This is a genomic window from Neomoorella sulfitireducens (genome assembly GCF_024733845.1).
Taxonomy (GTDB): domain Bacteria; phylum Bacillota; class DSM-521; order Neomoorellales; family Neomoorellaceae; genus Neomoorella; species Neomoorella sulfitireducens.
Genome location: NZ_JANRHG010000001.1, coordinates 519083 through 545801, shown reverse-complemented (window position 1 = coordinate 545801; position 26719 = coordinate 519083). Strand labels below are relative to the sequence as shown.

General features: G+C 57.1%; 27 protein-coding genes, 3 tRNA genes and 1 other annotated feature. Of the genes, 28 read left to right on the top strand and 2 right to left on the bottom strand.

Annotated elements, in window-relative coordinates:
* The 21 genes from thyX (at nt 1) to ychF (ending at nt 20606) form a co-directional block, all read left to right on the top strand.
* The gene (thyX, locus tag NWF31_RS02665) at nt 1-684 is read left to right on the top strand and encodes an FAD-dependent thymidylate synthase (protein ID WP_258358943.1); all 684 of its coding nucleotides are present in this window, start codon (nt 1-3) and stop codon (nt 682-684) included.
* Nucleotides 684-1424, top strand: a complete 741-nt coding sequence (gene rlmB / locus NWF31_RS02660) for a 23S rRNA (guanosine(2251)-2'-O)-methyltransferase RlmB (RefSeq protein ID WP_258358942.1) — start codon at nt 684-686, stop codon at nt 1422-1424. The genes thyX and rlmB overlap by 1 nt, the downstream gene beginning before the upstream one ends.
* 14 nt (nt 1425-1438) lie before the next feature.
* A complete protein-coding gene (locus NWF31_RS02655) occupies nt 1439-1945 on the top strand; it encodes an NYN domain-containing protein (RefSeq protein ID WP_258358941.1) in 507 nt (168 codons plus the stop codon).
* 113 nt (nt 1946-2058) lie between these two features.
* Nucleotides 2059-2709, top strand: a complete 651-nt coding sequence (gene sigH, locus NWF31_RS02650) for an RNA polymerase sporulation sigma factor SigH (RefSeq protein WP_258358940.1) — start codon at nt 2059-2061, stop codon at nt 2707-2709.
* A 71-nt stretch (nt 2710-2780) separates the two neighbouring features.
* Nucleotides 2781-2866: transfer RNA gene (locus NWF31_RS02645), tRNA-Tyr, on the top strand.
* 42 nt (nt 2867-2908) lie between these two features.
* Nucleotides 2909-2984, top strand: a tRNA-Met gene (locus NWF31_RS02640).
* 1 nt (nt 2985) lies between these two features.
* Nucleotides 2986-3061: transfer RNA gene (locus tag NWF31_RS02635), tRNA-Thr, on the top strand.
* 220 nt (nt 3062-3281) lie between these two features.
* Nucleotides 3282-3983, top strand: coding sequence for a response regulator (locus NWF31_RS02630; RefSeq protein WP_258358939.1), 702 nt, complete (start codon nt 3282-3284; stop codon nt 3981-3983).
* A 7-nt stretch (nt 3984-3990) separates the two neighbouring features.
* Nucleotides 3991-9114 carry an AAA family ATPase gene (locus NWF31_RS02625; protein WP_258358985.1) on the top strand — a complete coding sequence of 1708 codons (5124 nt, stop codon included), beginning with the start codon at nt 3991-3993 and terminating at the stop codon, nt 9112-9114.
* A 334-nt stretch (nt 9115-9448) separates the two neighbouring features.
* Nucleotides 9449-9901 carry a response regulator gene (locus tag NWF31_RS02620; RefSeq protein ID WP_258358938.1) on the top strand — a complete coding sequence of 151 codons (453 nt, stop codon included), beginning with the start codon at nt 9449-9451 and terminating at the stop codon, nt 9899-9901.
* A gap of 140 nt (nt 9902-10041) precedes the next feature.
* On the top strand, nt 10042-11247 hold the full coding sequence (locus NWF31_RS02615) for a type II secretion system F family protein (RefSeq protein WP_258358937.1): 1206 nt from the start codon (nt 10042-10044) through the stop codon (nt 11245-11247).
* Between the two features lie 25 nt (nt 11248-11272).
* Nucleotides 11273-11626 carry a competence type IV pilus major pilin ComGC gene (locus NWF31_RS02610; protein ID WP_258358936.1) on the top strand — a complete coding sequence of 118 codons (354 nt, stop codon included), beginning with the start codon at nt 11273-11275 and terminating at the stop codon, nt 11624-11626.
* Between the two features lie 33 nt (nt 11627-11659).
* Nucleotides 11660-12205 (top strand): type IV pilus modification PilV family protein, encoded by a 546-nt coding sequence (locus tag NWF31_RS02605; protein ID WP_258358935.1) that lies wholly within the window; start codon nt 11660-11662, stop codon nt 12203-12205.
* Nucleotides 12202-12654, top strand: coding sequence for a PilW family protein (locus tag NWF31_RS02600; protein WP_258358934.1), 453 nt, complete (start codon nt 12202-12204; stop codon nt 12652-12654). The genes NWF31_RS02605 and NWF31_RS02600 overlap by 4 nt, the downstream gene beginning before the upstream one ends.
* 18 nt (nt 12655-12672) lie before the next feature.
* Complete coding sequence (locus NWF31_RS02595) at nt 12673-14127, top strand: hypothetical protein (RefSeq protein WP_258358933.1); 1455 nt, start codon at nt 12673-12675, stop codon at nt 14125-14127.
* 15 nt (nt 14128-14142) lie between these two features.
* Nucleotides 14143-15045, top strand: coding sequence for a type IV pilus biogenesis protein PilM (gene pilM / locus NWF31_RS02590; protein ID WP_258358932.1), 903 nt, complete (start codon nt 14143-14145; stop codon nt 15043-15045).
* Nucleotides 15046-15049: 4 nt separating this feature from the next.
* On the top strand, nt 15050-15643 hold the full coding sequence (locus NWF31_RS02585) for a hypothetical protein (RefSeq protein WP_258358931.1): 594 nt from the start codon (nt 15050-15052) through the stop codon (nt 15641-15643).
* Complete coding sequence (locus tag NWF31_RS02580) at nt 15612-16232, top strand: hypothetical protein (protein ID WP_258358930.1); 621 nt, start codon at nt 15612-15614, stop codon at nt 16230-16232. The genes NWF31_RS02585 and NWF31_RS02580 overlap by 32 nt, the downstream gene beginning before the upstream one ends.
* The gene (locus NWF31_RS02575; protein ID WP_258358929.1) at nt 16195-17853 is read left to right on the top strand and encodes a GspE/PulE family protein; all 1659 of its coding nucleotides are present in this window, start codon (nt 16195-16197) and stop codon (nt 17851-17853) included. The genes NWF31_RS02580 and NWF31_RS02575 overlap by 38 nt, the downstream gene beginning before the upstream one ends.
* A gap of 228 nt (nt 17854-18081) precedes the next feature.
* Nucleotides 18082-19395 carry a GumC family protein gene (locus NWF31_RS14725; protein WP_258358928.1) on the top strand — a complete coding sequence of 438 codons (1314 nt, stop codon included), beginning with the start codon at nt 18082-18084 and terminating at the stop codon, nt 19393-19395.
* A gap of 134 nt (nt 19396-19529) precedes the next feature.
* Nucleotides 19530-20606, top strand: a complete 1077-nt coding sequence (gene ychF, locus NWF31_RS02565; RefSeq protein WP_258358927.1) for a redox-regulated ATPase YchF — start codon at nt 19530-19532, stop codon at nt 20604-20606.
* Between the two features lie 616 nt (nt 20607-21222).
* Here ychF and NWF31_RS02560 read toward each other — a convergent pair.
* On the bottom strand, nt 21223-21855 hold the full coding sequence (locus NWF31_RS02560) for an NUDIX hydrolase (protein ID WP_258358926.1): 633 nt from the start codon (nt 21853-21855) through the stop codon (nt 21223-21225).
* A gap of 82 nt (nt 21856-21937) precedes the next feature.
* A complete protein-coding gene (locus NWF31_RS02555) occupies nt 21938-22291 on the bottom strand; it encodes an SMR family transporter (protein ID WP_258358925.1) in 354 nt (117 codons plus the stop codon).
* Between the two features lie 240 nt (nt 22292-22531).
* Here NWF31_RS02555 and tuf point away from each other — a divergent pair, with 240 nt between their 5' ends.
* From tuf to rplJ, 7 genes are all read left to right on the top strand, one after another.
* The gene (gene tuf, locus NWF31_RS02550; RefSeq protein WP_258358911.1) at nt 22532-23734 is read left to right on the top strand and encodes an elongation factor Tu; all 1203 of its coding nucleotides are present in this window, start codon (nt 22532-22534) and stop codon (nt 23732-23734) included.
* A gap of 161 nt (nt 23735-23895) precedes the next feature.
* Nucleotides 23896-24045 carry a 50S ribosomal protein L33 gene (gene rpmG / locus NWF31_RS02545; protein WP_258358924.1) on the top strand — a complete coding sequence of 50 codons (150 nt, stop codon included), beginning with the start codon at nt 23896-23898 and terminating at the stop codon, nt 24043-24045.
* 14 nt (nt 24046-24059) lie between these two features.
* Complete coding sequence (gene secE, locus NWF31_RS02540) at nt 24060-24293, top strand: preprotein translocase subunit SecE (protein ID WP_258358923.1); 234 nt, start codon at nt 24060-24062, stop codon at nt 24291-24293.
* Between the two features lie 8 nt (nt 24294-24301).
* Nucleotides 24302-24829 carry a transcription termination/antitermination protein NusG gene (gene nusG, locus NWF31_RS02535; protein ID WP_258358922.1) on the top strand — a complete coding sequence of 176 codons (528 nt, stop codon included), beginning with the start codon at nt 24302-24304 and terminating at the stop codon, nt 24827-24829.
* Nucleotides 24830-24843: 14 nt separating this feature from the next.
* On the top strand, nt 24844-25278 hold the full coding sequence (gene rplK, locus NWF31_RS02530; protein ID WP_258358921.1) for a 50S ribosomal protein L11: 435 nt from the start codon (nt 24844-24846) through the stop codon (nt 25276-25278).
* A gap of 53 nt (nt 25279-25331) precedes the next feature.
* Nucleotides 25332-26027, top strand: coding sequence for a 50S ribosomal protein L1 (gene rplA / locus NWF31_RS02525; protein WP_258358920.1), 696 nt, complete (start codon nt 25332-25334; stop codon nt 26025-26027).
* A gap of 16 nt (nt 26028-26043) precedes the next feature.
* Nucleotides 26044-26174 (top strand) — a sequence feature (ribosomal protein L10 leader region).
* A 13-nt stretch (nt 26175-26187) separates the two neighbouring features.
* Nucleotides 26188-26718, top strand: a complete 531-nt coding sequence (gene rplJ, locus NWF31_RS02520) for a 50S ribosomal protein L10 (RefSeq protein WP_258358919.1) — start codon at nt 26188-26190, stop codon at nt 26716-26718.
* Nucleotide 26719: the final 1 nt, after the last annotated feature.

Genomic DNA, 26719 nt, shown 5'->3' with positions numbered 1-26719 from the left:
ATGCACGTTGAACTTATCAGCCATACACCGGAGCCGGAGCGCCTGGTCGCTGCTGCCGCTCGACTTTGTTATTCCCCCCACGGGGCGGGCCGGCTGTTGGATGCCATGGAAAAAGACGAAGTAGAGAGGCTGCTGCGCCTGCTAATATCCATGGGCCATGAATCCCCCCTGGAGCATATTACCTTTACCTTTGCAATCGAGGGGGTCAGCCGCGTTCTATCCCACCAGCTGGTGAGGCACCGCATAGCTTCTTATTCCCAGAAGTCCCAGCGTTATGTCAATGAAGATAATTTTACCTATATAATTCCTCCCAGCGTCGCCGCCGTACCCGAAGCCCTGGTACGCTATCAGGAATGCATGCGGACCTTACAAAAGGCATATCATGAAATACAGGAGCTGGTTCCCCGGGAAGATGCCCGCTACTTGTTACCCAATGCCTGCGAGACCAAGCTGGTTTGCACCTTTAATGCCCGCAGTTTGTTTAATTTTTTCCGCCTGCGTTGCTGTAACCGGGCCCAGTGGGAAATACGGGAACTGGCCTTGAAAATGAGGGAACAGGTGCGAAGGGTTGCCCCTCTTATTTTTAGCCACGCCGGGCCCGACTGCGAGACGGAGGGCGTCTGCCATGAAGGCACTATGAGCTGCGGCCGGGCACCGGCTGCTCGGACCAGGGAGGAAAGTTAGTGGACGATATCATTGCCGGCCGTAACCCGGTCAGAGAAGCCCTGCGGGCCGGCAGGAACTTGCATAAAATTTTAGTGGCCAGCAGGCTGGAAGGCAGGGTAGTGGGCGAGATCCTCGCCCTGGCCCGGAGCCAGGGCGTCCCTGTTCAGCGGGTGGACAGGGCGGCCCTGGACAGAATGGCAGGTGACCGGCACCAGGGAGTGGTAGCCCTGGCTGCGGCCAGGGGCTATGTCGAGATGGAGGACCTCCTGTCCCTGGCGCGGGAAAAAGGCGAGCCACCTTTTTTAATCATGCTGGATCAGGTGGAAGATCCCCATAATTTGGGGGCCATTTTACGCTCGGCAGAAACGGCCGGCGCCCATGGCCTCATTATCCCGCGGCGGCGCACGGCAGGACTGACCCCGGCTGTAGCCCGGGCTGCTGCCGGGGCCCTTGAATATGTTCCGGTCGCCAGGGTGGCCAACCTGGCCCAGGCTATAGTTAAGCTGAAGCAGGAGGGTCTGTGGGTCATCGGGGCCGAGGCTGACGGCATAAGGGAGGCCTTTGCCAGTGATTTTACCGTACCCCTGGTACTGGTCCTGGGCGGCGAAGGCCAGGGGCTTTCTCCCCTGGTCAGGTCCAAGTGTGATTTTACCGTGAAGCTGCCTGTACGTGGGAAGATTAACTCTTTGAATGTGGCCGCCGCAGCAACGGTCTTGATGTACGAGGTAGTACGCCAGAGGTATTGCAGTACGGATTGAGACGGGGTGAACCTGTGGCTGACGTGCTCATCGTCGACGGCTATAATTTTTTATACAGCTGGCCGGATTTAGTCAGGCTTAAAGAAGAGTCAAGTTTTGCCCATGCCCGCGATAAACTAATAGCAGAGTTGATCAATTACCAGGCTTACTGGGGAGGGCGGGTAATAGTCGTTTTTGATGCCCATCGGGTCTCCGGGGCAGTAGAAAAAAAGGAAAAAATCGGCGGTGTCGAAATTATTTATAGCCCGGAGGGAGAAACTGCTGATGCCGTTATCGAGAAACTTGTAAGGACCCTGGATACAGGGGGCCGGGTTTATGTAGCCACTTCCGACGCGGCCGAGCAGAGCATGATCCTGGGAGGTGGGGCCCTTCGCCTGCCGGTTGCCGAGTTAAAGGCATACATTGAAAACGCCCGCCGGGAGATGGATAGGGAGAAGCAGAAAGGTATCCAGAGAAATTCCATCGATGGGCGCCTTCGGGAAGACACCCTTGAAATACTTCAGAACTGGCGGCGCCGGTAGGCAGCAGTTAACTCTTGCGGTTAAGATGGGTTTCTTGTATAATTATTGATGTTATTGGACAAGATATATGGCCTCCTTATGTTATTATGTCTTGGAAGGTTGGAGGCGTTGGCATGAGTGTTAATGTACAGCAGGAAATGTGGCAACCTTACGAAGTTCTCGGGGATGAAGATATTGTTTACCTGGCCCAGGAAGGTGATGAAGTAGCCCAGGAATATTTGATTAATAAGTACCGCAATTTTGTCCGGGCGAAAGCCCGGTCCTATTTCCTCATTGGCGCCGACCGGGAGGATATCGTCCAGGAAGGGATGATCGGCCTTTATAAAGCCATCCGCGATTTTCGCGGCGACAAATTATCATCCTTCCGTGCCTTTGCCGAGCTGTGTATTACCCGGCAGATTATCACCGCCATTAAAACGGCTACACGGCAAAAGCACATCCCCCTGAACTCTTATGTTTCCCTCAATAAACCCATTTATGATGAAGATTCCGACCGCACCCTGCTGGACATTATCTCGGGTTCTAAAATTACCGATCCGGAAGAATTAATCATCAGCCAGGAAGAATTCGTTGATATTGAAGAAAAAATGGGCGAGATTTTAAGCTCCCTGGAGTGGAAAGTATTAATGTCCTACCTGGAGGGAAAATCTTACCAGGAAATCGCCGTGGACTTGAAACGCCATGTTAAATCTATTGATAACGCCCTCCAGCGGGTAAAGCGCAAGCTGGAGCGTTACCTGGAACGAAGGGATAGCAGCCAATAATTACCGTTTAAAAAGGCTTGACGCTTTCAAAGCATGATGTTATAATTACTTTTGCGTCTGAAAAGGAATATGGAGGGGTTCCCGAGTTGGCCAAAGGGGGCAGACTGTAAATCTGCTGGCGCAGCCTTCGCTGGTTCAAATCCAGCCCCCTCCACCATTAGAGAAGTGAGAAGTGGGATCACACATCCCACATCCATAATGCGGGGTGGAGCAGCTGGTAGCTCGTCGGGCTCATAACCCGAAGGTCGATGGTTCAAGTCCATCCCCCGCAACCATGCCCATATAGCTCAGTCGGTAGAGCGTCGCCTTGGTAAGGCGGAGGTCACCGGTTCAATCCCGGTTATGGGCTCCAAAGAAACCATATTTGCGAACCGGAAAGGTACCGGTTCTTTTTTATTTTTCTACCTGTGAATTTTACAAAAACAGTTGCCGGCTTTAAAGGAATTTTTAACTTATACGCGAAAGTATAATTTCAATATAATTATGTGCAGTTAGATTCTGTAGCCTGGCCGTAAAAAGGCGACGTCGCCGCCGCAAGGAAGAGCATCTCCTGGCCCGGGAGGTATGCAATTATGGACAAAGGAAAAATCAGGATAATCGTTGCCGACGACCAGGCCCTGATGCGCGACGGCCTGAAAACGATAATCGACCTGGAAGTAGATATGGAAGTGGTAGGCGCTACCGCCAACGGGCAGGAAACATGGGTTATGGTGCAGGAGTTAATGCCGGACGTGGTGTTGCTGGACGTCCGCATGCCGGTGATGGACGGGGTGGAATGTGTCAGGTTAATTAAAGAGCATTTCCCGCCCGTGAAAGTGATTATGCTCACTACCTTCGACGACGAAGACTATATAATCAATGCCCTGGCCTACGGCGCCGACGGGTACCTTTTAAAAGACATCCAGGCGGACCAGTTGCTTGCAGCCATACGCAACGCCTACCGGGGCCAGCTAATCCTCCCGGCCCGGGTGGCCGGCAAGCTGGCCACCCGGGTGGCCGGGTTCCTGGAACTGGCAAATAACATGGGGAAAAAAGCGGAACAAAAAGCAGGCGACCCTACCCTTTCCGCCCGTGAACAAGAAGTGGCTGCCCTGATGGTGTCCGGCCTCAACAACAGGCAGATTGCCAGGCAACTGCAACTGACCGAGGGAACGGTAAAAAACTATATCAGCGTTATCTACGAAAAGATCGGTACCAGCGATCGGAAAACGGCTGTTGCCATTCTGGCGAAACAGTTCCCTCATATAAAGCTCAATCATCAACCGGGCAGGTGAAAGCTTGATGGTTGTTAAACCGGGTTACGAACTTCAGGAAACGTTGTACGAGACCGAATATTGTTTCACTTGCCTGGCTAGGGACAGCAGGACTTTGAAGCCGGTTTTACTTAAGATGCTGGCCGGTGCAGCCTCTCCGGAAGAAGCCGCGGGACGCCTGCGGCGGGAAGTGGAAATTATCCACCTGCTGCACCCGGACGGCTGTCTGTGTTTTGAAGAGATACATACCGGCCCCCCTAGCCCCGGACTGGTAGCCGCTGTGGGGGATCTGGTCCCCCTGCGGCGGTATGCGACAGCCCGGGGTTTACCTGTGGGGACCTTTCTGCCTCTGGCGGCAAGGCTAGCCGGGATAATCGCCCGCCTGCACCGGCAGGATCTGATCCACGGCGACCTTAACCGGGACATCCTGCTTCTGGATAAGGCCCGGAACGACCTGTACTTGATTGATTGCAGCCGCGCCTTTATGGCAGGCACAACCGCCAGGGAGCAAGCCCCCTATCCTTTCCCCGCCAGGCAGTCCTTTGCCTATCTCTCACCGGAACAAACCGGGCGTCTCAACCGCCCCATTGACCGGCGTACCGACATCTACTCCCTGGGGGTCATCCTCTATGAAATGGCAACCGGTTGCTTACCCGTTGCCGCCGCGGACCCTCTGGAATGGTTTCATGCCCTGGTGGCGGGTGAGATTAAGCCCCCCCGGGAAATGCCGGCCACCGTTCCGGCTGTGATTTCCGATATAATCATGAGATGCCTGGCCCGGGATCCCGACCGCAGGTACCAGAGCGTCGCGGGTCTGGAAAGGGATTTAAGGCGGTGCCTGGCAGAATGGGAAGAGAAGGGTGCCATTACTACCTTTAAGCTTGGCGAATATGATTCCCCCTTCACCTTTAAACTTTCAGACGCATTTTACGGCCGGGGAAAGGAACTGGGCCTCCTGCAGGAGGCCCTGGAAAGGGTTGGCCGCGGCCCGGGCGAGATCGTTTTGATTGCCGGTCCGGGAGGAATCGGCAAGACGAGGCTGGTCCGGCAGTTGGCAGGCCAGGTCCGGGGAAAACCGGGTTTTTTTATCAGCGGGAAATGCCAGTCCTTAACGAAGGAGGTCCCCTATAGCCCGGTTGTAGCATCCTTAGAGGAGTTGTTGCAGCTGTTGGCAGGCCGGAGCCCGGAAGAATTAAGGGGCTGGCAGGAGCAGATCAACGCCCGGCTGGGGGCCAATGCTTCCCTGATCACAACGTTACTGCCGTCCCTGGGATGGCTGGTAGGGGAGCGGCCTGCAGTGACGCCCGGTTCCAGCCTGGAGGCCAGGGAACGCCTTTTCTATGCCTTTGCTCAATTGCTTCAGGTGTTCGCCCGCCAAGATGCACCCTTAGTACTTTTCCTGGACGACTTGCAATGGGCTGACCCCGGAACGCTACAACTCCTGGAAGCAACTTTCCTGGAACACGAGGTCCGCCACCTGCTGTTTATAGGTACCTATCGCGAGGAGGAAATAACCCCGGGTCATATCTTCAGGACTACCCTCCGGGATCTGGAACACAAAGGAAAGCGGTTGACAACCATCAGGCTATCCCCCCTTGTACCCGGGGAGGTGGAAGATTTTATTGCCGCCAGTCTTTCCTGCCCCGGCGGAGAAGTACGGCCCCTCGGCGAGTTTATCTACCAAAAGGCCGGCGGCAACCCCCTATTTGTCAGGGAGTTGCTCCAGACCATGTACCAAAAGGGATTAATCACGTCGCGCCCGGGTGGCGGCTGGCAGTGGGACCTGAGGCAAATAGAAAAAACAGAGATTGCTGCCGACATTATCAGTTTCCTGGTGGAGAAGATCGGGCGGTTGCCCGGTACGAGCAAGGACCTGCTGCGATGGGCTGCCTGTATCGGCAATACTTTTACCGTACCCCTGCTGGCGGAAGTTGCCGGACAACCCGCCGCCCTTGTTGCCGGGGGCTTGCGTGACTGCCTCCGGGAGAGGTTGATCCAGGAAGCCGGGGGCCAGGCTTATAATTTCGTCCACGACCGGGTGCACCAGGCGGCCTATCTCATGAATTCCGAGGAGGAAAAAAAGTTCCTCCACTATCGCCTGGGGTGTTTCCTGCTGGCAGGAGAGGAAGAACGACCGCAAGCCGGGGAAGATTCCGACCCGGTAGCCTTTTTTACGGCTGTCAACCATTTGAACCTGGGTATAGATATATTGCGACAGGAGAATGCCTGGATACGCGGTGCTGAATATAATCTCCTGGCCGGGCAGAAGGCCAAACAGGCTTCGGCTTTTACTTCCGCCCGGAACTACTTGCATACAGGCTTAACGTTGCTGGGGGATAACTCCTGGGAAAGCCATTATTCTTTGACTTTCCAGCTGTACCGGGAGTACCTGGAATGCCAGTACCTCTGCGGTCATTATAACGAAGGGGGGGAACTGTACCGGGAGTTGCTGGCCAAAGCCCGGAGCAAGTTGGACAGGACGCAGTTGCGTTTGATCGCTATTCTATATGCTACCAAAAACGATTTTGATGCCCGTGCCCTGGAGGTAGGATTAGAAGGTTTAAGGGAGCTGGGGTGTTACCTGCCCGCCAAACCGAAGATGCCCTATATAATCCGGGAGTTAATCAAAGTAAGAAGGCTGATTAAAAAAGTAGGGATTGAGCAGATTATTAACCTGGCACCGGCCCGGGGCGAGGAAGTCCAGGCGGTTTTGAACCTCCTCCTCGCCCTTTCCCCCTATGCCTACAATAATAACGAGGACCTGCTTTTCGCCATCAGCCTGAAGATCTGCCAGCTTTCTTTACAGCACGGTCATTTTACCCACTCCAGCTCCGGTTACATGATCCTGGCTATGGTCAGTATTATCCGCCTGAAAGATTTTGCCACCGGAGTCGCCCTGGGGAAAACAGCCCTGGCATTGGCGGAGCGGTACGGCACCCCTACCGATAAATATATCGTCAATTTTTTATATGGGGCTTTTTTCCTCCCGTGGCTGGAACACACCCGGCAGGGGGAATTGTTCCTGGAAAAGGCCAGGGAGGGCAGCCTGGATGCCCGCGACTTTACTTATGCCGGGTACGCCATGACCTTTATGCTTGTTTCCAGGCACTTCCGGGGTGTGCCCCTGGAGGAACTGGAGAAACAAATCCGGGATTATTTCCAGCTGGCGGCAAAGGTAAAAGACCCCTATTTTGCCTGCTTCCTGACCATATACCGGCAAATGGTTCTCAACCTGCAGGGTTTAACGCGCAGCCCGGATACCTTCAGTGACAACACCTTCGATGAAGAAAGTTTTATTCGCGGGGATACGGGTTACCAGATCAGGGCCAAAGAATTCTTTGATTACTATCTTTGCAAGAACCAGGTTTACTATCTTCTCGGGTATTACCAGCAAGCCTTACCCCTTTTAAAGGAAGCTGAACGCCTGACCAAACTGTACTTTGGCGAAGTCTACCTGGCCGACCATGCCTTCTATTATTGCCTGACGGTGACGGCGGTATATCATTCCCTCCCGGTGAGGGAAAAAGCGGTTTACCGGCTGTTATTAATGCGTAAACAACGGCAAATGCAGCAGTGGGCGCGACGCTGCCCGGCTAATTTCGAGCATAAATACCTTTTAATCGCAGCGGAGATTGCCCGGATACGCCGGCAGGACGACAGGGCTGCCCAGCTATACGAGGAGGCCGCCCGGTCGGCACAGGCCAACGGGTTTGTCCAGAATGCTGCCATTGCCAGCGAGTGCGCGGCCCGTTTTTACTTTGCCAGGGGGAAAACAGGCCTGGCCCGGAAATACATACGCGACGCCTATGCGGGTTATAGCACCTGGGGGGCGAGGGTAAAAACGGAGCAGCTTCGCTCCCGCTATCCCTGGCTGGCAGGGGAAGGGGCTGCGCCGGACGAAAAGCCGGGCGGCAGGTTCGGGGAAGCAGGCCGTAACCTGGCAGAAACCGTAGATATGCGGGCGGTTTACCGCGCCGCCCAGGTCCTCTCCGGAACAATCGTCCTGGAAGACTTGCTGCCGCAAATGATGGAAATAACCATGCAGAACGCCGGTGCCAACCGGGGTGCCTTCCTGATGCAGCGGGAAGGACAGTTATACCTTGAGGCCAGGGCCGTGACCGGCAGGGAAGGGATCGAGGTGGAGGTCCTGCCGTCCCTGCCCCTGGAGCTTGCCGGGATGTTGCCCCGGTCCATTATCGACCGGGCCTTTACCGGCGGCGAGACTATCGTGCTGGACAACGCGGCCTGCGACCCCGTGTTCGGCAGCGACCCCGCCCTGGCCGGCCGGGACCCCCTGTCCGTACTTTGCCTGCCCATCGTGCGTCAGGGACGGCCGGTAGGCCTCCTTTACCTGGAAAACAGTATCACCGCCGGCTGCTTTCATCCCGGCCGGGTGGAAGCCCTGCAGCTCCTGGCAGCCCAGATCGCCATCGCCGTCGAAAACGCTGCCCTGTACCGCAGCCTGCAGCAGGTGAACGCCACCCTGGAAGAAAAAGTACGCGAGCGGACGGAGAGCCTGGCCCGCCTGCAGAAAGAAACCCTGGACGCCCTTGTGGAGAAGTCCAGGCTGGAGGAAAGAAACCGCATCGCCCGGGAGATCCACGATACGGTGGGGCATACCCTGACCTCCGTGCTGGTGCAAATCGAAGCCGGCAAGAGGCTATTGCAGAAGGACGCCAGCCTGGTAGAGCCGAAGCTGGAGCAGTGCCAGGAACAGCTCCGTAAAGGCCTGGACGACATCCGCCGTTCCCTGCGCTTGTTGCGGGGGAGCGGCGTGACGGGGGGCGTCCCGGACCTGGAAACCCTTATCCGGGATGTAGTTAAAAACACAGGCGTAACCATCGACTACCGCATTGACCCCCTGCCGCAACTGGACCCGGTGCGGCGGTATGTCCTCTACCGGGCGCTCCAGGAAGGCCTCACCAACGGCATCCGGCACGGTGGCAGCCGCTCCTTTTACTTCTCCCTGACGGAGGAAAACGGCACGGCCCGCTTCCTGCTCCAGGATTACGGTAAAGGGGCGGAGGAAATTCACCCCGGTTTCGGCCTTACCTCCATGCGGGAAAGGGTGAAGGAACTTGAGGGGGAAATGTCTATTTCCGCGCGGCCCGGGGCAGGGTGTCGCCTGGAGATTATCCTGCCTCTAGGGTAGGCTTCAGTCTTCCTGTCCTCATTATGACAGGTCATGTGACCGGGGTAACTGGTCATATGACCTTTTTTTATTTATAATACCTCCATCTAAAAGCGATAATTCTTAATTCTTGTGGTGTGGTACGGAGGAGTAATTTACCGGGCAAGAGCCCGGGGGTCGGGGGTCATTGCCCCGCCCCTTTTCTGCTGGCCCCGGAAGGGCCCCTTCGCGCCCGCACCAGCGATGAATTGGAGAAATAAGAGGCAAACAGGCAGGAACGGGCGTTGCCAGTTCCCGGATGCCGCCCGTCTCCAACCTCTCGCTTCCCACCTCTTTTTCAGGGAGGAAAAGGCCCATGAAAAAAATCAGGGTAGTGGTTGCCGAAAGTGATGCGCTGATACGGGATGGCCTGAAGACCATCCTGGACCTGGAGGAGGATGTGGAAGTTGTCGGTGTCGCCCGTGACGGGCGGGAAGCCATGACCATGGTCCGGATGCAGGCGCCCGACGTGGTGCTGATGGACACGGGCCTGCCGGCGATGGGCGGTCTAGCCAGCGTGAAGCTCCTGAAGGAAAAATCTCCCCTTACCAGGATAATCATGTTGAGTTCCTTTGAGGATGAAGACTACGTCCTTAATGCCCTGGCCGCAGGCGTTGACGGTTTTCTTTTCAAAGATACCGGGGCGGCGCAGATGGTTGCCTCTATACGGGATGTAATCCGGGGTGAGGTAATCCTGCCGGCGCGGGTGGCGGCCGGCCTGGCGGCCAGGGCGCTGGAGTTACTGCGCTCTACCGGCTTAAAAAAGTGACCGTTCATATGACCAGGGTAACTGGTCATATGAACGTTTCCCGTGGCAAAATGAAAATAACCGCAGAGGCTATGAACGGGGCAGACTTCATAGAAATATCCGGGAACACGAGTGCCGGTTCCTGGCGGGAGTGAAGGTTGGTGCGTTTCTCTTATCAGGCCCGGGACGGTACCGGGCGACGGCAGCAGGGACAACTGGAGGCCGGCGATGCCAGGGAAGCCCTGGCCCTGTTGAATAACCGCGGCCTGGTGGTGTTGCGGCTGGCACCGGGTAAGACAGCGCCGGGTGCAGGGCTGGGCAGGCTGGTACCCGCCTGCCTGCCGCGGGCGCAACTGGCCCTCTTCTCCCGTCAACTGGCCGGGATGATCGGAGCCGGGGTACCGATTATCAACGCCCTGGAGACCATGGCCCGCCAGAGCAGGAACCGTACCCTGGCCGGTATTCTCAGGCAGGTGGTGCAGGATCTGCACCATGGTCTCTTTTTCTGGCAGGCCCTGGCCAGGCACCAGCCCCTTATACCGCGCCTGTACAGCAGTATGATCCGGGCCGGCGAAGCCGGCGGGTCTCTGGAAGAGGTGTTAAAGCGCCTCGCCGACCACTACGAACGCGAGCACAAGGTCTACACGAGCCTTAAAGGGGCGATGGCCTATCCCCTGGTGGTCGGGTGCGCCGCCGCCGGCATCGCCGTCTTCCTGGTGGTGGGGGTCTTACCCCGCTTTGCAGAGCTCTTTGCCAGTATGGGTGGAACGTTGCCGGCTCCTACCCGCTTGCTCCTGGGGTTGGCCGACTTTTGCCGTAACCGCGCCACCCTTTTACTGATGTTGCTCCTGATTGCCCCGGTTCTGTTAAACCTTCTTTGCCGCCGGGAGGGCTTCCAGGAGATGCGGGATCTCCTGGCCCTGCGCCTGCCGGTGCTGGGCGGCATCAATTTGCAGTTGCTTACGGCGCGCTTTGGCCGTACCCTGGCCACCCTGGTGGCCGGGGGCATACCGGTCCTGGAAGCGCTGGATATAGGGCGGGAGGTGGTAGGCAACCGCCATCTGGGTCGCGCCGTTGCCGCGGCGCGGGAGGCCGTGCGCGAGGGCGGGAGCATGGCCTTACCCCTGGAGCGGTCCGGGCTGTTTGCACCCATGTTTATCCAGATGCTGCAGGTAGGAGAGGAAACGGGCCACCTGGTGGAAATGCTGGACCGGATGGCCACCTTTCTGGAGCAGGAGACGGACGCCGTCCTGGCCCGGCTCTCGGCGTTGCTGGAGCCGCTGCTGGTGCTCATGATGGCGGCGGTAGTGGGCCTGATGGTGGCGGCCATAATCCTGCCCATGTTCGATGCCGTAACCCTGGTGTGAGGAAAAGCAAAAGGAGGAATATTTCATGAAGATGCGACGTTTTTTACGGTGCCGGGTTCTGGGCAACAACAAGGGCTTTACCCTGCTGGAACTGCTGGCGGTCATCGCCCTCATCGGTATCCTGGCCGGCCTGGTCGTGCCGCGGGTTGCCAGCTCCCGGGACGAAGCAACCCAGAAGACAATTGAGGCCAACGTCCAGATGCTGCAGGCGGCGGTGGAAAGGTACCATTTTGATAATGGCAAGTATCCCAACGATGGTATTACTGATTGGATTGGCGAATTATACAATAAAAATTATATCAGTACCAATCCTTCTAAAATCAAAGATTCCGATAATTATATCCTATCAACAAATGGAGTTGTAAGCTATACACCTTAAATAATCTTTTCTGGGAGACAGGGATAAGCAAGCATGGGCATTAGGGTGGCAAGAGTTTTTGGCCCGGCAGCGAAGGCAGGGCCAGGTAAGGGCGCCCCTCCCGGGCGGCGGCCGCTTTCGGCCCGGGCCGGCTTCAGCCTCCTGGAGGTCCTGGCGGCCCTGGCCATCCTGGCGGTGGGCCTGGTGGCCCTGAGCGGCCTTTTCGGCAGCGGCCTGCGCCTTACCGGGGCGGCAAGGGACTCCCTGCTGGCCGCCGGCCTGGCCCGGGAGCGGCTGGAGGAACTGAAGGCCCTGGGGGTGGAGGGCATGCTGGAGCTGCAGGTGGACGGCCGGCCCTACCTCCCGCCCCCGGAAGTTGCCGGCAGCGACGTTTTCACCCTGGAAGAGACTTCCCACGAACTGGAGGGGCGGCCCTTCACCCGCCAGGTTAAGGGCCAGTGGCTGGCGGGGGGCGACCCGCCCCGGGTCCCGCCGGCCACCCTTTTAAGGCTGGCGATAACAGTGAGTTGGCCGGGACGCGCGGGGATGCAGTCCCTCACCCTGGACACCCTCTTCGCCAAGCGGGGTGATCTCCGGTGAAGCGGCAGGTGGGTTTTACCCTGCTGGAGGTAGTTGTAACCCTGGCCATCGCGGCCCTGGTCCTCCTGCCCTTGACGGGGTTGCTCCAGGAAGGTTTGAAAGCCTTTACCACCGGGACGGACAGCATTTACCTCCAGGAGCAAATGTCCCTGGCCCTGGACCGTTTCGGCCGCGAGGTGCGGCAGCACCCCCTGGCGACGGTAAGGGACGGGGGCCGCACCCTGGTGCTGGAAGGTAACGGGCTGGCGGTGACCCTCACCCTGGCCCCAGCCGGGGACGGGAGCTTGCAGCTCCTGGCCCAGCGTGAGAACGGCCGGGAGGTCTGGCTGGAAAAGGTGGTGGCCGGGGGTTTCCGGGGCGGGGACGGGGGCAGCGTCAGCCTGGACCTCACCGCCCGGCGGGGAGGGGTCACCCTTACCCTGACGGCAACCGATGGCGGGCGCAGGTAAAAGGAGATAAAAAAGGCTGTGTCCCCGGCCAACACCCGGGCGTGGATATACAGGGGGATTGTCTTTAAAAAGGGGCGGGGAGGTTCTGGCAGCAGGATTATGACCACAGGGGTTCCCGAGAGGGAGAGCTATTACCGTCCCGGCGGCCGCCACCTCCCGGCGCCACCGGCCGGCCGGAGCGACAGCATTTGCGGCGCGCGGTTTCTACCGCCCCGCCTGGAAGGGGAGGCGGCTGCCGGCCCGGGGCCTGGCAGCCGCGGGACCGGCGTTTCCCCGTGCTGCAGGGTGCTGGATAACCGAGGCTCGGCCCTTATCATGGCCCTGACGGCCATGGCCCTGATGGCCGCCCTGGCCGTCTCCCTGCTCCAGGTAGCCAACAACCGCTGGCTGGCCGGAAAGCGGGAGGAAAATAAGCTGGTGGCGCGCTACCTGGCCGAAGCCGGCCTGGAACGGGCGGTGGCCGAGGTGCGCCGGGACGTGACCTGGACACCGCCCCTGGGCCTTGCCCAGGAGGTGGTTCCCGGCCGGGAGTACCGCTATGATTTCTGGCAGTGGGACGCCGGCAGCCGGGTTTTCCGCCTTACCAGCACCGGCCTGGTGGCCGGAAAGCCCCTTTTCAGCATCACTGCCGCATTTAAACCCGCTTCCGTGCCCGGGGCCCTCAGTTACCTCCTGCTGGCCGGGGACACCATTACGGTGGAGGGGCTGGGAATCAAGGTATCCCTGCCGCCGTTAATCGATATTCCCTCCTTTATCGACCTGGAGGGCCGCGTCCATGCCGGGAATACCATTACCCTGCGGCACCTGATCGAGGAAGATGCCTTTCTGCGGGCGCTGGCCGAATTAATCGCCGGTGCCGGATTGATCGAGATCAGCGGGCCGCCCCAGGTAACGGCGGCCGGTACAACCGGCAACAACCCCGGGGATTTCCGGGGGTTCACCCCCCTGCAGGTGGAAGACGCCGCCGCGGTGGCGCGGCCCCTGGTGAACCTGGATTATTACCGCCAGGCGGCCCGGGACTTCGGCACTTACTACGATGCGGGTCAAGACGCCTATAGAGAAATCTATACTGTTGCCGGCCGCGACAGCCTGGTCTTTGTGGAGGGAAACGCCCGGGTTTATGCCCTCTGGCGTAACAACCTGTTCCTGGTGGCCACGGGAGATGTTGAGCTTACCAACCTGACCTTTTCCGGCACACGGCGCCTGACCATCCTGGCGGGGGGTAATATTGAGGTGACCAATCTCGGCGGCAAAGTTGAGGGCGTGTGGGTGGCGGGGGGCACCATCAGCGGCCTGAATTTGAGCCGTTTCGAAGGGGCCATGGTGGCCCGGGTTATAGACCTTGACGGCGGCCTCCAGGGGGTTTACGACGCCGGGGTAGTGAACAGTATAGCCCCGGGCCTCTATTTCGAAGGGTCCGGGCCCCTGGCCGTAGCCGGCTGGACGGAGATGAGCTGGCCGCCGGGGCCGTGAGAAAGAGGGAGAGGTATGATCGGGCTGGTGATAGACAGCCGGGAGTCTACCTGGGTACGGGTGCACAAAAAAGGTGACAGGCTGCGGGTGGATTCCTATGGCTCCTGCCCGACCCCGGCAGGAGCGGTGCAAAATGGCATCGTCCGCGACCCGGCCGACCTGGGCGCCGCCCTGAAGGCGGCTTTGCAGCCGGCACGGTTTTTCCGGGAAAGGGTGGCGGTATGCCTGAGCGGCCTGCAATTCTTTGTGCGTTCTTTTAGCCTGGCCGGCTTAAAACCCCGTGATACGGCCCGGGCGGTGCGCTATAAGGTAGCTGCTGAAGTCCCCATCCCCCTGGAAGACCTGGTGGTTGATTACCGCCTGCCGCCCGGCGCCGGCGAGGCGATTATGGCGGTGGCCACCCGGCGTACCAACCTGCAGCAGCTGGTGCTGGCCCTGAAACTGGCGGGGACGGCGCCGCGGGTTATTGATATTGAGCCCTATTGCCTGCTCAGGGCGGCCACCGGTCACCGGGACGACGGCCGCAGGGCGACGGCCATCCTCTCCCTGAACCGGGATTCACCCCAGTTCAGTTTCTTCCTGGATAATATCCTGCGTTTTCATCGTTTTTTACCCGCCGGCAACGGCGTTACCGGCGGGGAGGCAGGGTTCTGGTCGGGCGTAGCCCCTGAGCTGGAGCGTTCCCTGGCGTTTTGCCGGCAGGAGTTTTACCGGACCGGGGCCATCCGGGTCCTGGTTACCGGGATACCGCTGCCCCCGGAAATTGCTGTTACCTTAGAGAACCAGGTGGCAGAACCTCCGGTCTATCTAACTATGGTGGAGGGCATAGAACTTTCTCCTGCCCTGCCGGCCAGCGCTGCGACGGAGCTGGCTGCCGGCTGGACTACAGCCCTGGGCCTGGTCCGGCGCCGGAGGTGAGGGGATGGCTGTTCCTGAATTCAACCTTTTTCACCGCGATTTGTTGCCGGCCAGCCCCTGGCGAACCTACCGGCAGCAGTTCCTGGCGCTCCTGCTGGCCGTAGTCATCCTGCTTTCGGGGTGGTATATGACCCTGCGTTCCCTGGCAACTGCCGGGAACGAGGGAGCAGCCCTGGCGGCAGCCTCCCGGGTGTTGCAAGAAAAGCTGGAGGCGGGGATGGCTGGCGCCTATATTGCCGCCGACCTGCGACGGCGCCAGGAGCTGGTACCCCTCTTAAAAGGGGAAGCCTGGTCACCGTATCTAGCCCGGCTGCACGAGCTAGCGGCAAGAACAGGGGTGGAGCTGCGCGGGATTACCCTGGAGAAAGAGGTACTGACCGCCAGGGTGGCTGTTCCCGACCTGAAGACGATGGTTCCTTTTCTCCAATCTTTAAGCCGGGAGGAGCCTTTCCGGGAATACCGTTTGGTGGAGATAACGGCTACCGGGGAAAACACCCGGGGAATGCCGGGCGAATACCTGGAATTGACGATAGAAATTCGACCCGGCAGCGCGGGAGGTAATGATAATGCGCCGGTTACACCTGGCCTGGACGGCTAGGGATAAACAGGAGGCTGGCCGCCAGGCCTGGCTGTTGACGGCCGCCGCGGTAGCCCTGCTCTTTTACCTGGGCTGGCAATACCTTATAGGGCCTCCGTATAAGTCCCTGCAGGCAACCCGGGCGGCCGTTGTCGCCACCAGGTTGCAGGTGGAAGAATACCGGTCGAGGTTACAAAAGGAAACCATGGCCGTCCCGCCCGCGGATCTCAACTCCCAGGTAGCGGCCATGGATGCCTACTTCGGCCGTGAACCTGGCTGGGACATACTGGTTGACGAACTGGCTGCGGCCATAGCCGCCAGCGATCTGCGCATCTTCCAGGCCAGTTTCGGCGCGGAGGAAATGGCTACCACCTATTCTACCCGCAAGGCGTCCTTTGTCCTGGAGGGCAGTGGCAGCGCCGCCCTGGAGTTACTGCGCCGCCTGGAGGATTTTCCCCGGCTGGTGCGGGTGGATGGGGTCATCCTGGATTTCGGGCCGGCAACGGCCCAGCAATTGCAGTTAAGCCTTTTCCGCTGGACGGGTGCGGCAAGGGCGAAGGAGGTGCGTACCGGTGCCGGAACAGCGACGCCTGGGGGAAATGCTCATTGAACGGCATATTCTAAGTGCCGCCGAGCTACAGAAAGCCCTGCAGCAGCAGAAGCAGACGGGCCAGCGCCTGGGGGAAATACTCCAGCAGCACGGGCTTATCAGCGAAGAACAATTGTTACGGTTTCTTGAGGAGCAACTGGGCGTGGCGCGGGTGTCCCTGGCCGAAATAGAACCGGCGGCGGAAGCCCTGGCCCTCCTGCCTTCCCAGGTAGCCAGGCGCTACCAGGTAATACCCCTGGAAAAGAAGGGCGACCGCCTGGTGGTGGCCACCGCCGATCCCCTGAACCTGGCAGCTATGGATGAAATTTTTATCTCCACCGGCCTTATGGCCAGCCCCGTCCTGGCCCTGCAGGGAGAGATCCGGCGGGCTATTGAGAAGTACTACAGTACTGTGGCCGTAATCCCGTCAGCGCAGGAGGCAGGGACGGCCGCGGGCGATGCCGAACAAACGGCGGCGGACGGGGGACCGGTAGCCCGCCTGGTAGATTCTATCCTGGAACGGGCCATTGCTGCCGGGGCGAGCGACATCCACATTACTCCCCAGGAAAAAAACCTGGAGGTGCGTTTCCGCATCGACGGCATTCTCCAGGACGATTTAACACTTCCCCGGGCCAACCATGGGCCGGTGATAACCCGCCTCAAGGTTATGGCCCGCCTGGACATTGCCGAGCACCGCCTGCCCCAGGACGGACGGATCCAGCTCAAGCTGGACGGCATTCCCGTCGACGTGCGGGTGGCGACGATGCCGACGATCTGGGGCGAGAAGGTAGTTTGCCGTCTCCTGGATGCACGCCAGGGTGTACTGGACCTGGATAAGCTGGGTTTCTCGCCCTGCAACCTGGAGCGCTTTAAAAGGCTCATCTCCCGGCCCCACGGGTTGCTATTGGTGACCGGACCCACAGGCAGCGGCAAAACTACCACCCTTTACGCAGCCCTCAACCATATTAACGACCGCCGCCGCAATATCGTCACCCTGGAAGAGCCGGTGGAATACCTGCTGCCCGGCATCAGCCAGACGGCCATCAATCCCCGCACCGGGCTTACCTTCTCGAGCGGGTTACGGGCGCTTTTGCGCCAGGATCCCAACGTTATCATGGTGGGGGAGATCCGCGACCAGGAAACCGCCACTATGGCCGTGCGGGCCGCCGTTACCGGCCATCTGGTGTTTTCCACCCTGCATACCAGCGATGCGCCCGGCGCCCTGACCAGGCTCATGGACATGGGTGTGGACCCCTACCTGGTTGCGGCCGCCGTCACCGGGGTGGTTTCACAACGGCTGGTACGGGTAATATGCCCTGAATGCAGGGAGAGCTACATCCTGGGAGACGAACACCCCGAAGGCCGTGCCTTGAGCCTGCCGGTCGGAACGCCGCTGTGGCAGGGGCGCGGTTGTCCTTCCTGCCGCCATACCGGGTACCGGGGCCGACAGGCCGTCCACGAAGTGTTGGTACTCACGCCGGCCATCAGGCGCCTGGTGGAGACACAGGCCGGTCCGGATGAGATTTTACAAGCAGCCCGCGCCGGGGGGATGTGTTCCCTGGAGAAAGATGCCAGGAGGCTGGTCTTGAATGGTGTCACCTCGGTGGCAGAAGCGCTCCAGTTAATTAGCGACGATTTTTAAGCAACTATAGTAATGGTACCGGATATACCATTTCAGTTAATTGGCAGCGGTTTTAGAGGTACCGGTTCAGTCCGAGTTTAGGGCTCCAGAATCCCCGGAGGTGAAACCGGGGTTTTCTTTTATGTCCAGAGTATGGTAATATAGTCATGTGAGGACGGGGGCGGTATGGTTTAAAATTTTAAGCGGAAAGTATTTATAACATATATGCTATAAAAAGGAGCCTGAGCAATGGAAGAAGAGGTCTCTTTACGCGAATTGATAGAGGTCCTGCTGAAACGGAAATTGCTGGTTGCTGTCACGACTATTATAGCCCTCATCACCAGCGGTATATTAAGCTTTGTTATTCTTCCCCCGGTTTATGAAGCCAAGGCTACACTGCAAATCAGCCTGCTCTCGTCAAATAACCCTCCCCAGGGAAACAGCCCCCTGGAGGCCCTGTTACAGTCCCTTGCTGCCAGCCAGCAGGTCTCCATGGAAACCTACCTCTACCAAATAACCAATCCCATGCTGCTCCAGCGCGTCCAGGAGAAATTGGGACTGGACAGGGAAAAATACTCCATTCCGGCGCTGCAAAAGGCCATCAAGGTGCAAAATCCTAAAGGAACTAACCTGCTGGAGATAACTATTAGCGATACAGATCCGGGTCAGGCCAGTAAACTGGTAAATACCCTCGCTGATGAATTTGTTGCTTTCATCAAAGACCTGCGGGCAGGGCGTCTGGGTCAATCTACGGCGGCCCTTGAGGAGCAATTAAAGCAGGAAGAAGAAAAATTGAACGCAGTTACCGAGGAATACCGCCAGTTTTTGCTCCAGCCCAACAATGTTAAGGAATTGGAAGCCGAACAGGAGGATAAAATCCGGCAGTTAACTACCTTTAAATCCGATTTACTGACGACCCGGGTGGAACTGCGAAGCACGCGAGAGGCCCTTAAGGCGGCGGAAGCCAAGCTGGACGGCATACCGCCCACGTTGAAAACCACCAAAGCGGTTGCCGATGAACCTCTGCTACAGGATCTCGCCCGGGAGCAGAGCGGGCGGCCGGCGCAGGAGGTGGCCGGTTTAACCCTGGAGAGCGAGGAGCCGAATCCCGTTTACCTCGCCCTGGCCACTGAGATTAACAAGTATCATATGGAGGTTGCCAGGCTAGAAGAAAAGCTGGCGGCCCTGCAACAGGCCATAATTATCACCGAAGAGGAACTACAGGCGATCCAGGGCGAACTGGCCCAGAAAAAGGTGATAGATGCGCGCTACCAGGCGCGCCTGCAGAACCTCCAGGAAAATTACCAGGCCCTCCTGGCGCGCAGCGAAGATGCTCGCATTGCAGGCACCCTCGATACCAGCACCCAGATTCGCGTGATTGCCCCGGCCGTGGAACCGGTGGTACCGGTGAAACCGCGGAAGATGCTTAACATGGCCATAGCCGGTGTTCTAGGGTTAATGGCAGGTGTTTTTCTGGCCTTTTTTATTGAGTTCTGGACCAGGACAGCGCCACAGAGCCAGGCCGGCGTAAATCTTAAGGTACCGGCCGGTACAGCGCACTGACCGGCTCTTATCTCCGTACCGTCGTACCCGTTATAATAATTGCACTTTACAGGACGGGCCTCCTGGCCTATTTATCAGGGGTCCCGGCCTTTTATTTTCTTCCAGGACTTGTTATACTTAGGACGAGGTGAAAAATGTTGGCCCTGACCTGCGGTATCATTGGCCTGCCCCTGGTAGGCAAAACCACGTTATTCAACCTTTTAACTCAAGCCGGAGCCGAAACCTCGGCCTTTGCCGGCCGTACGAAAACCAATATCCGGACCGCACCCATTCCTGACCCCCGCCTCGATTTCCTGGCCTCCCTTTACCACCCGCGCAAAGTCACCCCGGCCACCCTGGAGGTTATTGATGTACCGGGATTGACCCGCGGCAGCGGGGCGGCCTTCCTTGCTGCCGTGCGGGAGGTAGACGCCCTGATTCATGTTGTCCGGGCCTTCCGACGGGCGGACGTGCTCCATGTAGAGGGGAATCTCAATCCTGTACGTGACCTGGAGACAATCAATACCGAACTCCTGCTGGCCGATCTGCAGCTGGTTGAAACCAGGCTGGAACGCATTGCCTCCGGTAAGAAAGTAAAAGGCGACCTGCTGGCCGAACAAAGGGCACTGCAGCGCTGCCGGGAAGCCCTGGAAGCTGAGAAGCCCTTGCTGGAAGCCGGTCTTACGTCTGAAGAATGGCAGGTTTTAAGGCATATGGGCTTTTTAACAACCAGGCCCATGATAATTGTGGTCAATATTGACGAGGAACAGTTACGGGCAGGCCGTTATGAAGGCCAGGAAGGGGTTGAGGCCTATGCCGGCGTCCGGGGTATACCGGTGTTAAAACTCTGTGCCGAACTCGAAGCCGAAATAGCCCGCCTGGAACCGGGCGACCGGGAGGTTTTCCTGGAAGAAATGGGCATTACCGAACCGGGTATCGACCGCCTGGCGCGGGCCATCTACCGCCGCCTGGGGTTAATCTCCTTCCTCACCGCCGGAGAAGATGAGGTCCGCGCCTGGACCATTAAAGAGGGAACCAGTGCCCGGGCTGCGGCCGGCAAGATTCATAGCGATATCGAGCGGGGCTTTATCCGCGCCGAAGTGGTGAATTTCAGCGATCTGGAAAGGCTGGGAGATATGAATAAAGTAAAGGAGAAAGGCCTGGCCCGATTGGAAGGCAAGGACTACATCGTCCAGGACGGCGATATTATTAACTTTCGTTTTAATGTTTGAGTATGATTTTAATCCATTCCCCCTGACTTGCGGGGGATTTTTTATTGGTAACCACCGGTGAAAGAAAAACATAAACTACCAGAGAAGGACTAAAGACCGGGGTTGAAGGGTCTGCACGCCGGGGTAACGTGTCGGGACCGGCCATCTTTTTCCGAGGGGGTGGCACCATGGCTGAGGTGCAGAGCCAGCCTGAAGTCCAGGTAAGGGATATCCTGTCCGATGGCGGGCTGGTTTTCCTTTTCCTGTTCCTGCTAATAGCTTTATTTATCTTTGTTTAGCCCGGGTTTAATGCCGGGCGTTTTTTCATGGATGTAACCTTCTGGCAGGCAATGGCATAATTTAAAGTAAAGCCTGGAGAAAAAAGAGAGGAGGACCACAAGATGGCAGACGGCTTTTTCGGCAGCGGCAGCTGGGCATTTATCCTTTTCCTGATCCTCATTTTGCTGTTCTTCGGCAACTGATGCCATGTAAGTTTTTTAGAGAAAGGAGGAATAACAGTGGGTAACTTTTTCGGACCGGGTTTCTCCGGCAGCTGGGCTTTACTTCTGTTCCTGATCCTCATCCTGCTCTTCTTTGGCAACTAGCAGGCAAATGCGAAGGGCGCCAGGCGGCGCCCTTAACTTATAATTTGCAGAAAATGATGCAGCAACCTTGCCGTCATACCCCAGATGACGCGGCCTTCAAATTCATAGAAAAGCTCCGGCCAGGTTGCCTGGCGCCAGGGATAGTTGCGCCCGCGGGGAATTTTTTCAAAAGGGAAGTCTTCCGGTGGCTGTATTTTGACCTGTACTTCGTGATAAGCCGGGGTGGTGGTAAAGAGGCTTATCAGGGGAATGGTAAAGACCTCCGCAACTTCCTGGGGGTTGGGATTTATAGCTGCGGCACGGCGCAGCAGGCCGGCAATGGGATGGATAACTTGCTGGAACGGGGTAACAAGCACATCGAGTTTGCCCCAGATTTCCAGGTCCTCTGCACGCAGCCCCAGTTCCTCACAGGTTTCCCTTACAGCCGCTTCTTGGGGGCTGCAATCGTCCTTTTTAATTTGCCCCCCGGGAAAACAAATTTCCCCCGGCTGGGTTTTTAAATTTCGGGAACGTACTTCAAAAAGCAGGGAGAGGGAATCGTCCCTTTCTTTTATCAGGGGTAAAAACACGGCCGATTGAGCATAAAGGCGGGCATCCAGAAGCCCGCTTTGGTGTTGCCGGATGCGGGCCTTGATATTTTTGAGATCGGGGACTAAATCAGGCAAAGTAAATTCACCTCTGTACATATTCTTGCCGGCTTCCTGCTTTACAAAGGGACAGGAGCGGGTTAAAAGAGTAAAGGCGGGTTTAACTGTGGGCGATGAAAAAGATACCAGTGATAATCAAGGCCAGACCAATGACCCGTAAGACAGGCAGGCTTTCTCCCAGGTAGAGCCAGGAGAACAGGAAGACAAAGACATACCCCAGGCTGGCCATGGGATAAGCAAAACTTAAAGGGGCTTCAGCCAGGACTTTTAACCAGAGGAAAAAGCTAACAGCAAAAGCCGCCAAGCCGCCTAAGATATAGGGGGTAAAGAGCAAGCCGGTAATCCCCGGGAAATCAAACTTGAAGTTATCCAGCTGCAGCACACCAATTTTAAATAATACCTGGGCGCCGGCCCCAAGGAGAACAGATAAAAAGATTAGTAAAATAACGGGCATGGATAACCTTTCCCTTCATAGAATACAAGCCATATAAATCTATAATACCCTTTCTACTGTTAAAAACAAACTGTCACCGGAATTATTTTACAGTGTCGAGGTAATAATATACAGGGTACAAGCAGGAAAAGGCTGACCAATGTAGAAATATCTCTTGCGAACAGCCATGCCCGGCTGCGTGGACTGGCGCGGGACAAAGAAGCTAATAAAAAAGTTACTTTAGGAGGAGGCAAAAGACCCATGGCCAAGCAAAAATTTGAACGCAAGAAACCCCACGTCAACGTAGGGACGATAGGGCACGTAGACCACGGCAAGACGACTTTGACGGCAGCCATCACCTTCTGCCTGGCGAAAGCTGGGGGAGCGGTACCGACGGCGTACGACCAGATCGACAAAGCGCCGGAAGAGAGGGAACGGGGCATCACCATAGCCACGGCCCACGTCGAGTACGAGACGGAGAAGAGGCACTACGCCCACGTCGACTGCCCCGGTCACGCCGACTACGTCAAGAACATGATCACCGGGGCGGCGCAGATGGACGGGGCGATATTAGTAGTATCGGCAGCGGACGGCCCCATGCCGCAGACCCGGGAACACATACTTTTAGCGCGGCAGGTAGGGGTGCCATACATTGTAGTATTCATGAACAAGGTCGACCAGGTCGACGACCCCGAGCTGCTTGAACTGGTAGAGATGGAAGTACGGGAACTCTTAAGCGAATACGAATTTCCTGGGGACGAGATACCGATTATCAAGGGCAGCGCCCTGAAAGCGATGGAATGCGGGTGCGGCAAGCGGGAATGCGAATGGTGCAGCAAGATCTGGGAACTGATGGACGCGGTAGACGACTATGTACCCACGCCGGAACGGGATGTCGACAAACCCTTCCTGATGCCGATAGAAGACGTATTCACGATCACCGGCCGGGGCACGGTGACGACTGGCAGGGTAGAGCGAGGCAAAGTAAAGGTAGGCGACGAAGTAGAGATAATAGGCTTAAGGGAGCAGGTAAGGAAGACGGTAGTAACCGGGGTAGAGATGTTCAGGAAGATCCTGGACGAAGCGGTAGCCGGGGACAACATCGGCACGCTGTTGCGGGGCGTAGAGCGCAAAGAAGTAGAGCGGGGAATGGTACTGGCCAAACCCGGGTCCATCAAACCGCACACCAAATTCAACGCGGAAGTATACGTACTGACGAAAGAAGAAGGCGGGCGGCATACACCCTTCTTCAACGGGTACCGGCCGCAGTTCTACTTCCGGACGACGGACGTGACCGGGGTAGTGAAGCTGCCGGAAGGGGTAGAGATGGTCATGCCCGGGGACAACATCCGCATGAGCATCGAGCTCATTACGCCCATAGCCATAGAAGAAGGCTTGCGGTTTGCCATCCGTGAGGGCGGCCGCACCGTGGGCGCCGGCGTCGTCACCGGGATTAGTGAATAATAGATATTGACAGGGCTTTATATTTATGGCACACTAATAAAAGTGTTTATCCGAACCGGGAAAATAGCGGCTGGTAAAGATATCAGGAAGAGTGGGAAGGGGGATTTGCCGGAGGGCGATCTTCCCCTCCCCACTTTGATCATAGACGGAGGTGGACGTCAGTGCGGGTGGGAATTACCCTGGCATGTACCGAGTGCAAGCAACGCAATTATATGACCAGCAAAAATAAAAAGAATAACCCCGATCGCCTGGAATTGAAAAAGTACTGCAGTAACTGCGGCAGGCACACCGTACACAAAGAAACGAAATAGGGCGGGTTTTATCTATGGCTACAAAAACTGCGGCCAGGACCGTAAGCAACAAAGCCGGTCTCAAAGAGCAGACAAGCAAATTTTTGCGGGGGGCATGGGCTGAGTTAAAAAAGGTTCACTGGCCAACCCGCAAGGAATTGGTAACTTATACGGCAGTAGTACTGGTTTCGGTGCTTATTGTGGCGGCCTTATTGTGGCTTTTTGACTCTATCTTTAGCTTCCTCCTGGGCAAACTGATCTTACGGTAGAGGTTATTATGGATAAGGCCTGGTTTGTCATCCACACCTATTCCGGTTACGAAAATAAGGTCAAAGCCAACCTGGAAAAGCGCGTCGAATCAATGAACATGGGCGATAAGATCTTCCGGATAGTAGTGCCCATGGAAGACGAGATCCAGGTTAAGGACGGCAAACGTAAAATCGTAAAACGGAAAATATACCCCGGCTATGTTATGGTAGAAATGATCCTGACCGACGATTCCTGGTATGTGGTCCGCAACACACCGGGGGTAACCGGCTTTGTGGGTACTGGGAACAAGCCTATACCCCTCCGGGAAGAAGAAGCCCAGCAAATACTGCAGCAAATGGGTGTCGAAGAGCCGCGGCCGCGGATAGACGTGGCCGTGGGCGAAAACGTCCGCGTCACCAGCGGCCCCTTTGAGAACTTTATTGGTTCGATAGAAGAAATCCAGCCCGACAAGGGTAAGATAAAGGTTATGGTTTCCATGTTCGGCCGGGAAACACCTATTGAGCTGGACATCAACCAGATCGAGAAAATAGTTTAAAGGAGGTGTTAAAGTTGCCACCAAAAGCCAAGAAAGTCACGGCAGTTGTTAAACTCCAGGTCCCGGCAGGCAAGGCAACGCCGGCACCACCGGTAGGACCGGCCCTTGGCCAACATGGTGTTAACATTATGGCCTTCGTTAAAGAGTTTAACGACCGGACTGCCGGCCAGGCAGGTTTGATCATTCCGGTAGAGATAACTGTTTACGAAGACCGTTCCTTTACTTTTATTACCAAAACGCCGCCGGCCGCCGTCCTGATTAAAAAAGCCCTGGGTATTGAGACGGCTTCCGGGGAGCCCAACCGCAAGAAAGTCGGTAAGATTTCCCGGGAAAAGGTTAGAGAGATAGCCGAACTAAAGATGAAGGATTTAAATGCCGCCAGCGTTGAAGCTGCCATGCGCATGGTTGAGGGTACGGCCCGCAGCATGGGTGTGGAAGTAGAGGCTTAAATAGCAGCCGGTGGGAGGAGCAATCCGCTTGTACCACAAGGAGGAAAGATTATATGCCCAAGCATGGTAAGAGATATCGCGAAATCGGCAAGCTTGTTGAAAGGCATCAGCTTTACGAACCCGATGAAGCTATAGCCCTGGTTAAGAAAACGGCCAGCGCCAAATTCGACGAAACTGTTGAAGTGGCAGTAAAACTGGGGGTCGACCCCCGCCACGCCGACCAGCAGGTGCGCGGGACGGTGGTCCTGCCCAACGGTACCGGCAAAACCCGGCGGGTGCTGGTGTTTGCCAAGGGAGAAAAAGCCAGGGAAGCAGAGGAAGCCGGGGCCGATTTTGTTGGCGCCGAAGACCTGGTGGAAAAAATCCAGGGCGGCTGGCTCGACTTTGATGTGGCTATCGCCACCCCGGATATGATGGGCACCGTAGGCAAGCTGGGCCGCATTTTAGGACCGCGGGGATTGATGCCCAATCCCAAGGCGGGGACGGTAACCATGGACGTGACCCGTGCCGTTAAGGAAGTAAAAGCCGGTAAAATTGAATTCCGGGTAGACAAGACGGCCATTGTCCATGCACCTATAGGCAAAGCCAGTTTTGCGGAAGATAAGCTGAAAGAAAATTTCCAGGCCTTAATAGAAGCCCTGGTAAGGGCCAAACCGGCAGCGGCCAGGGGCCAGTATTTAAAGAGCATCAGCCTTTCCACGACCATGGGCCCGGGAATAAAAGTTAACCCCGTACGGGCCGTAAAGTAAAATACATTTGCCTGGCAACTTAATAACCTGTTTACCGTAGACAGCAGGTGCCTTTTAGGCTTAATATTTCCTGCCGAGGTAGCATATTCGGCTGTGTTACTCTAGCCTTTTGTCCTCGCATGTCTGCGGGGCTTTTATTTTTTGAAATGGAGGTGGGGCAATGAACAAGCAGCGGGAAGCCAAGGTGGCAGCAGTGGCCGAAGTCAAGGAAAAGCTGGGCAACTCCATCGTCACCATCCTGGCCGACTACCGGGGCATGAATGTAGCCGACATGACCCGGCTACGCCGGCAAATGCGGGAAGCCGGTGTGGAGTTTAAAGTAGTGAAAAATACCCTCACGCGCAGGGCGGCCCGGGAATTGGGGCTGGAGGGCCTGGAACCTTTTCTTGAAGGGCCAACTGCTGCGGCCTTTAGCTTAAACGACCCTGCCGCTCCTGCTAAGATCTTATCGGAAGTAATGCGGGGCAGCAAAACCTTCCAGATTAAAGCAGGGGTTTTGCAGGGGCGGGTCATTAGTCCGGACGAGATCAAAACCCTGGCCGACCTGCCCTCCCGCGAACAGCTCCTGGCTAAAGTGGTGGGCGGCTTCCAGGCTCCCCTGGCGGGGCTAGTCAACGTCCTGGCCGGAAATATCCGTAATCTCGCCTATGTTCTGGAGGCCATTCGCAAGAAGAAAGAAGAAGCAGCATAAA

Coding starts and splice junctions, on each gene's coding strand:
- nusG (WP_258358922.1), top strand. CDS start 24,302: ATGGATAAGGCCTGGTTTGTCATCCACACCTATTCCGGTTACGAAAAT.
- pilM (WP_258358932.1), top strand. CDS start 14,143: ATGATCGGGCTGGTGATAGACAGCCGGGAGTCTACCTGGGTACGGGTG.
- NWF31_RS02585 (WP_258358931.1), top strand. CDS start 15,050: ATGGCTGTTCCTGAATTCAACCTTTTTCACCGCGATTTGTTGCCGGCC.
- rplJ (WP_258358919.1), top strand. CDS start 26,188: ATGAACAAGCAGCGGGAAGCCAAGGTGGCAGCAGTGGCCGAAGTCAAG.
- rplA (WP_258358920.1), top strand. CDS start 25,332: ATGCCCAAGCATGGTAAGAGATATCGCGAAATCGGCAAGCTTGTTGAA.
- NWF31_RS02610 (WP_258358936.1), top strand. CDS start 11,273: ATGAAGATGCGACGTTTTTTACGGTGCCGGGTTCTGGGCAACAACAAG.
- tuf (WP_258358911.1), top strand. CDS start 22,532: ATGGCCAAGCAAAAATTTGAACGCAAGAAACCCCACGTCAACGTAGGG.
- NWF31_RS02605 (WP_258358935.1), top strand. CDS start 11,660: ATGGGCATTAGGGTGGCAAGAGTTTTTGGCCCGGCAGCGAAGGCAGGG.
- secE (WP_258358923.1), top strand. CDS start 24,060: ATGGCTACAAAAACTGCGGCCAGGACCGTAAGCAACAAAGCCGGTCTC.
- NWF31_RS02625 (WP_258358985.1), top strand. CDS start 3,991: ATGGTTGTTAAACCGGGTTACGAACTTCAGGAAACGTTGTACGAGACC.
- sigH (WP_258358940.1), top strand. CDS start 2,059: ATGAGTGTTAATGTACAGCAGGAAATGTGGCAACCTTACGAAGTTCTC.
- NWF31_RS02580 (WP_258358930.1), top strand. CDS start 15,612: ATGCGCCGGTTACACCTGGCCTGGACGGCTAGGGATAAACAGGAGGCT.
- thyX (WP_258358943.1), top strand. CDS start 1: ATGCACGTTGAACTTATCAGCCATACACCGGAGCCGGAGCGCCTGGTC.
- NWF31_RS02620 (WP_258358938.1), top strand. CDS start 9,449: ATGAAAAAAATCAGGGTAGTGGTTGCCGAAAGTGATGCGCTGATACGG.
- NWF31_RS14725 (WP_258358928.1), top strand. CDS start 18,082: ATGGAAGAAGAGGTCTCTTTACGCGAATTGATAGAGGTCCTGCTGAAA.
- NWF31_RS02630 (WP_258358939.1), top strand. CDS start 3,282: ATGGACAAAGGAAAAATCAGGATAATCGTTGCCGACGACCAGGCCCTG.
- ychF (WP_258358927.1), top strand. CDS start 19,530: ATGTTGGCCCTGACCTGCGGTATCATTGGCCTGCCCCTGGTAGGCAAA.
- NWF31_RS02555 (WP_258358925.1), bottom strand. CDS start 22,291: ATGCCCGTTATTTTACTAATCTTTTTATCTGTTCTCCTTGGGGCCGGC.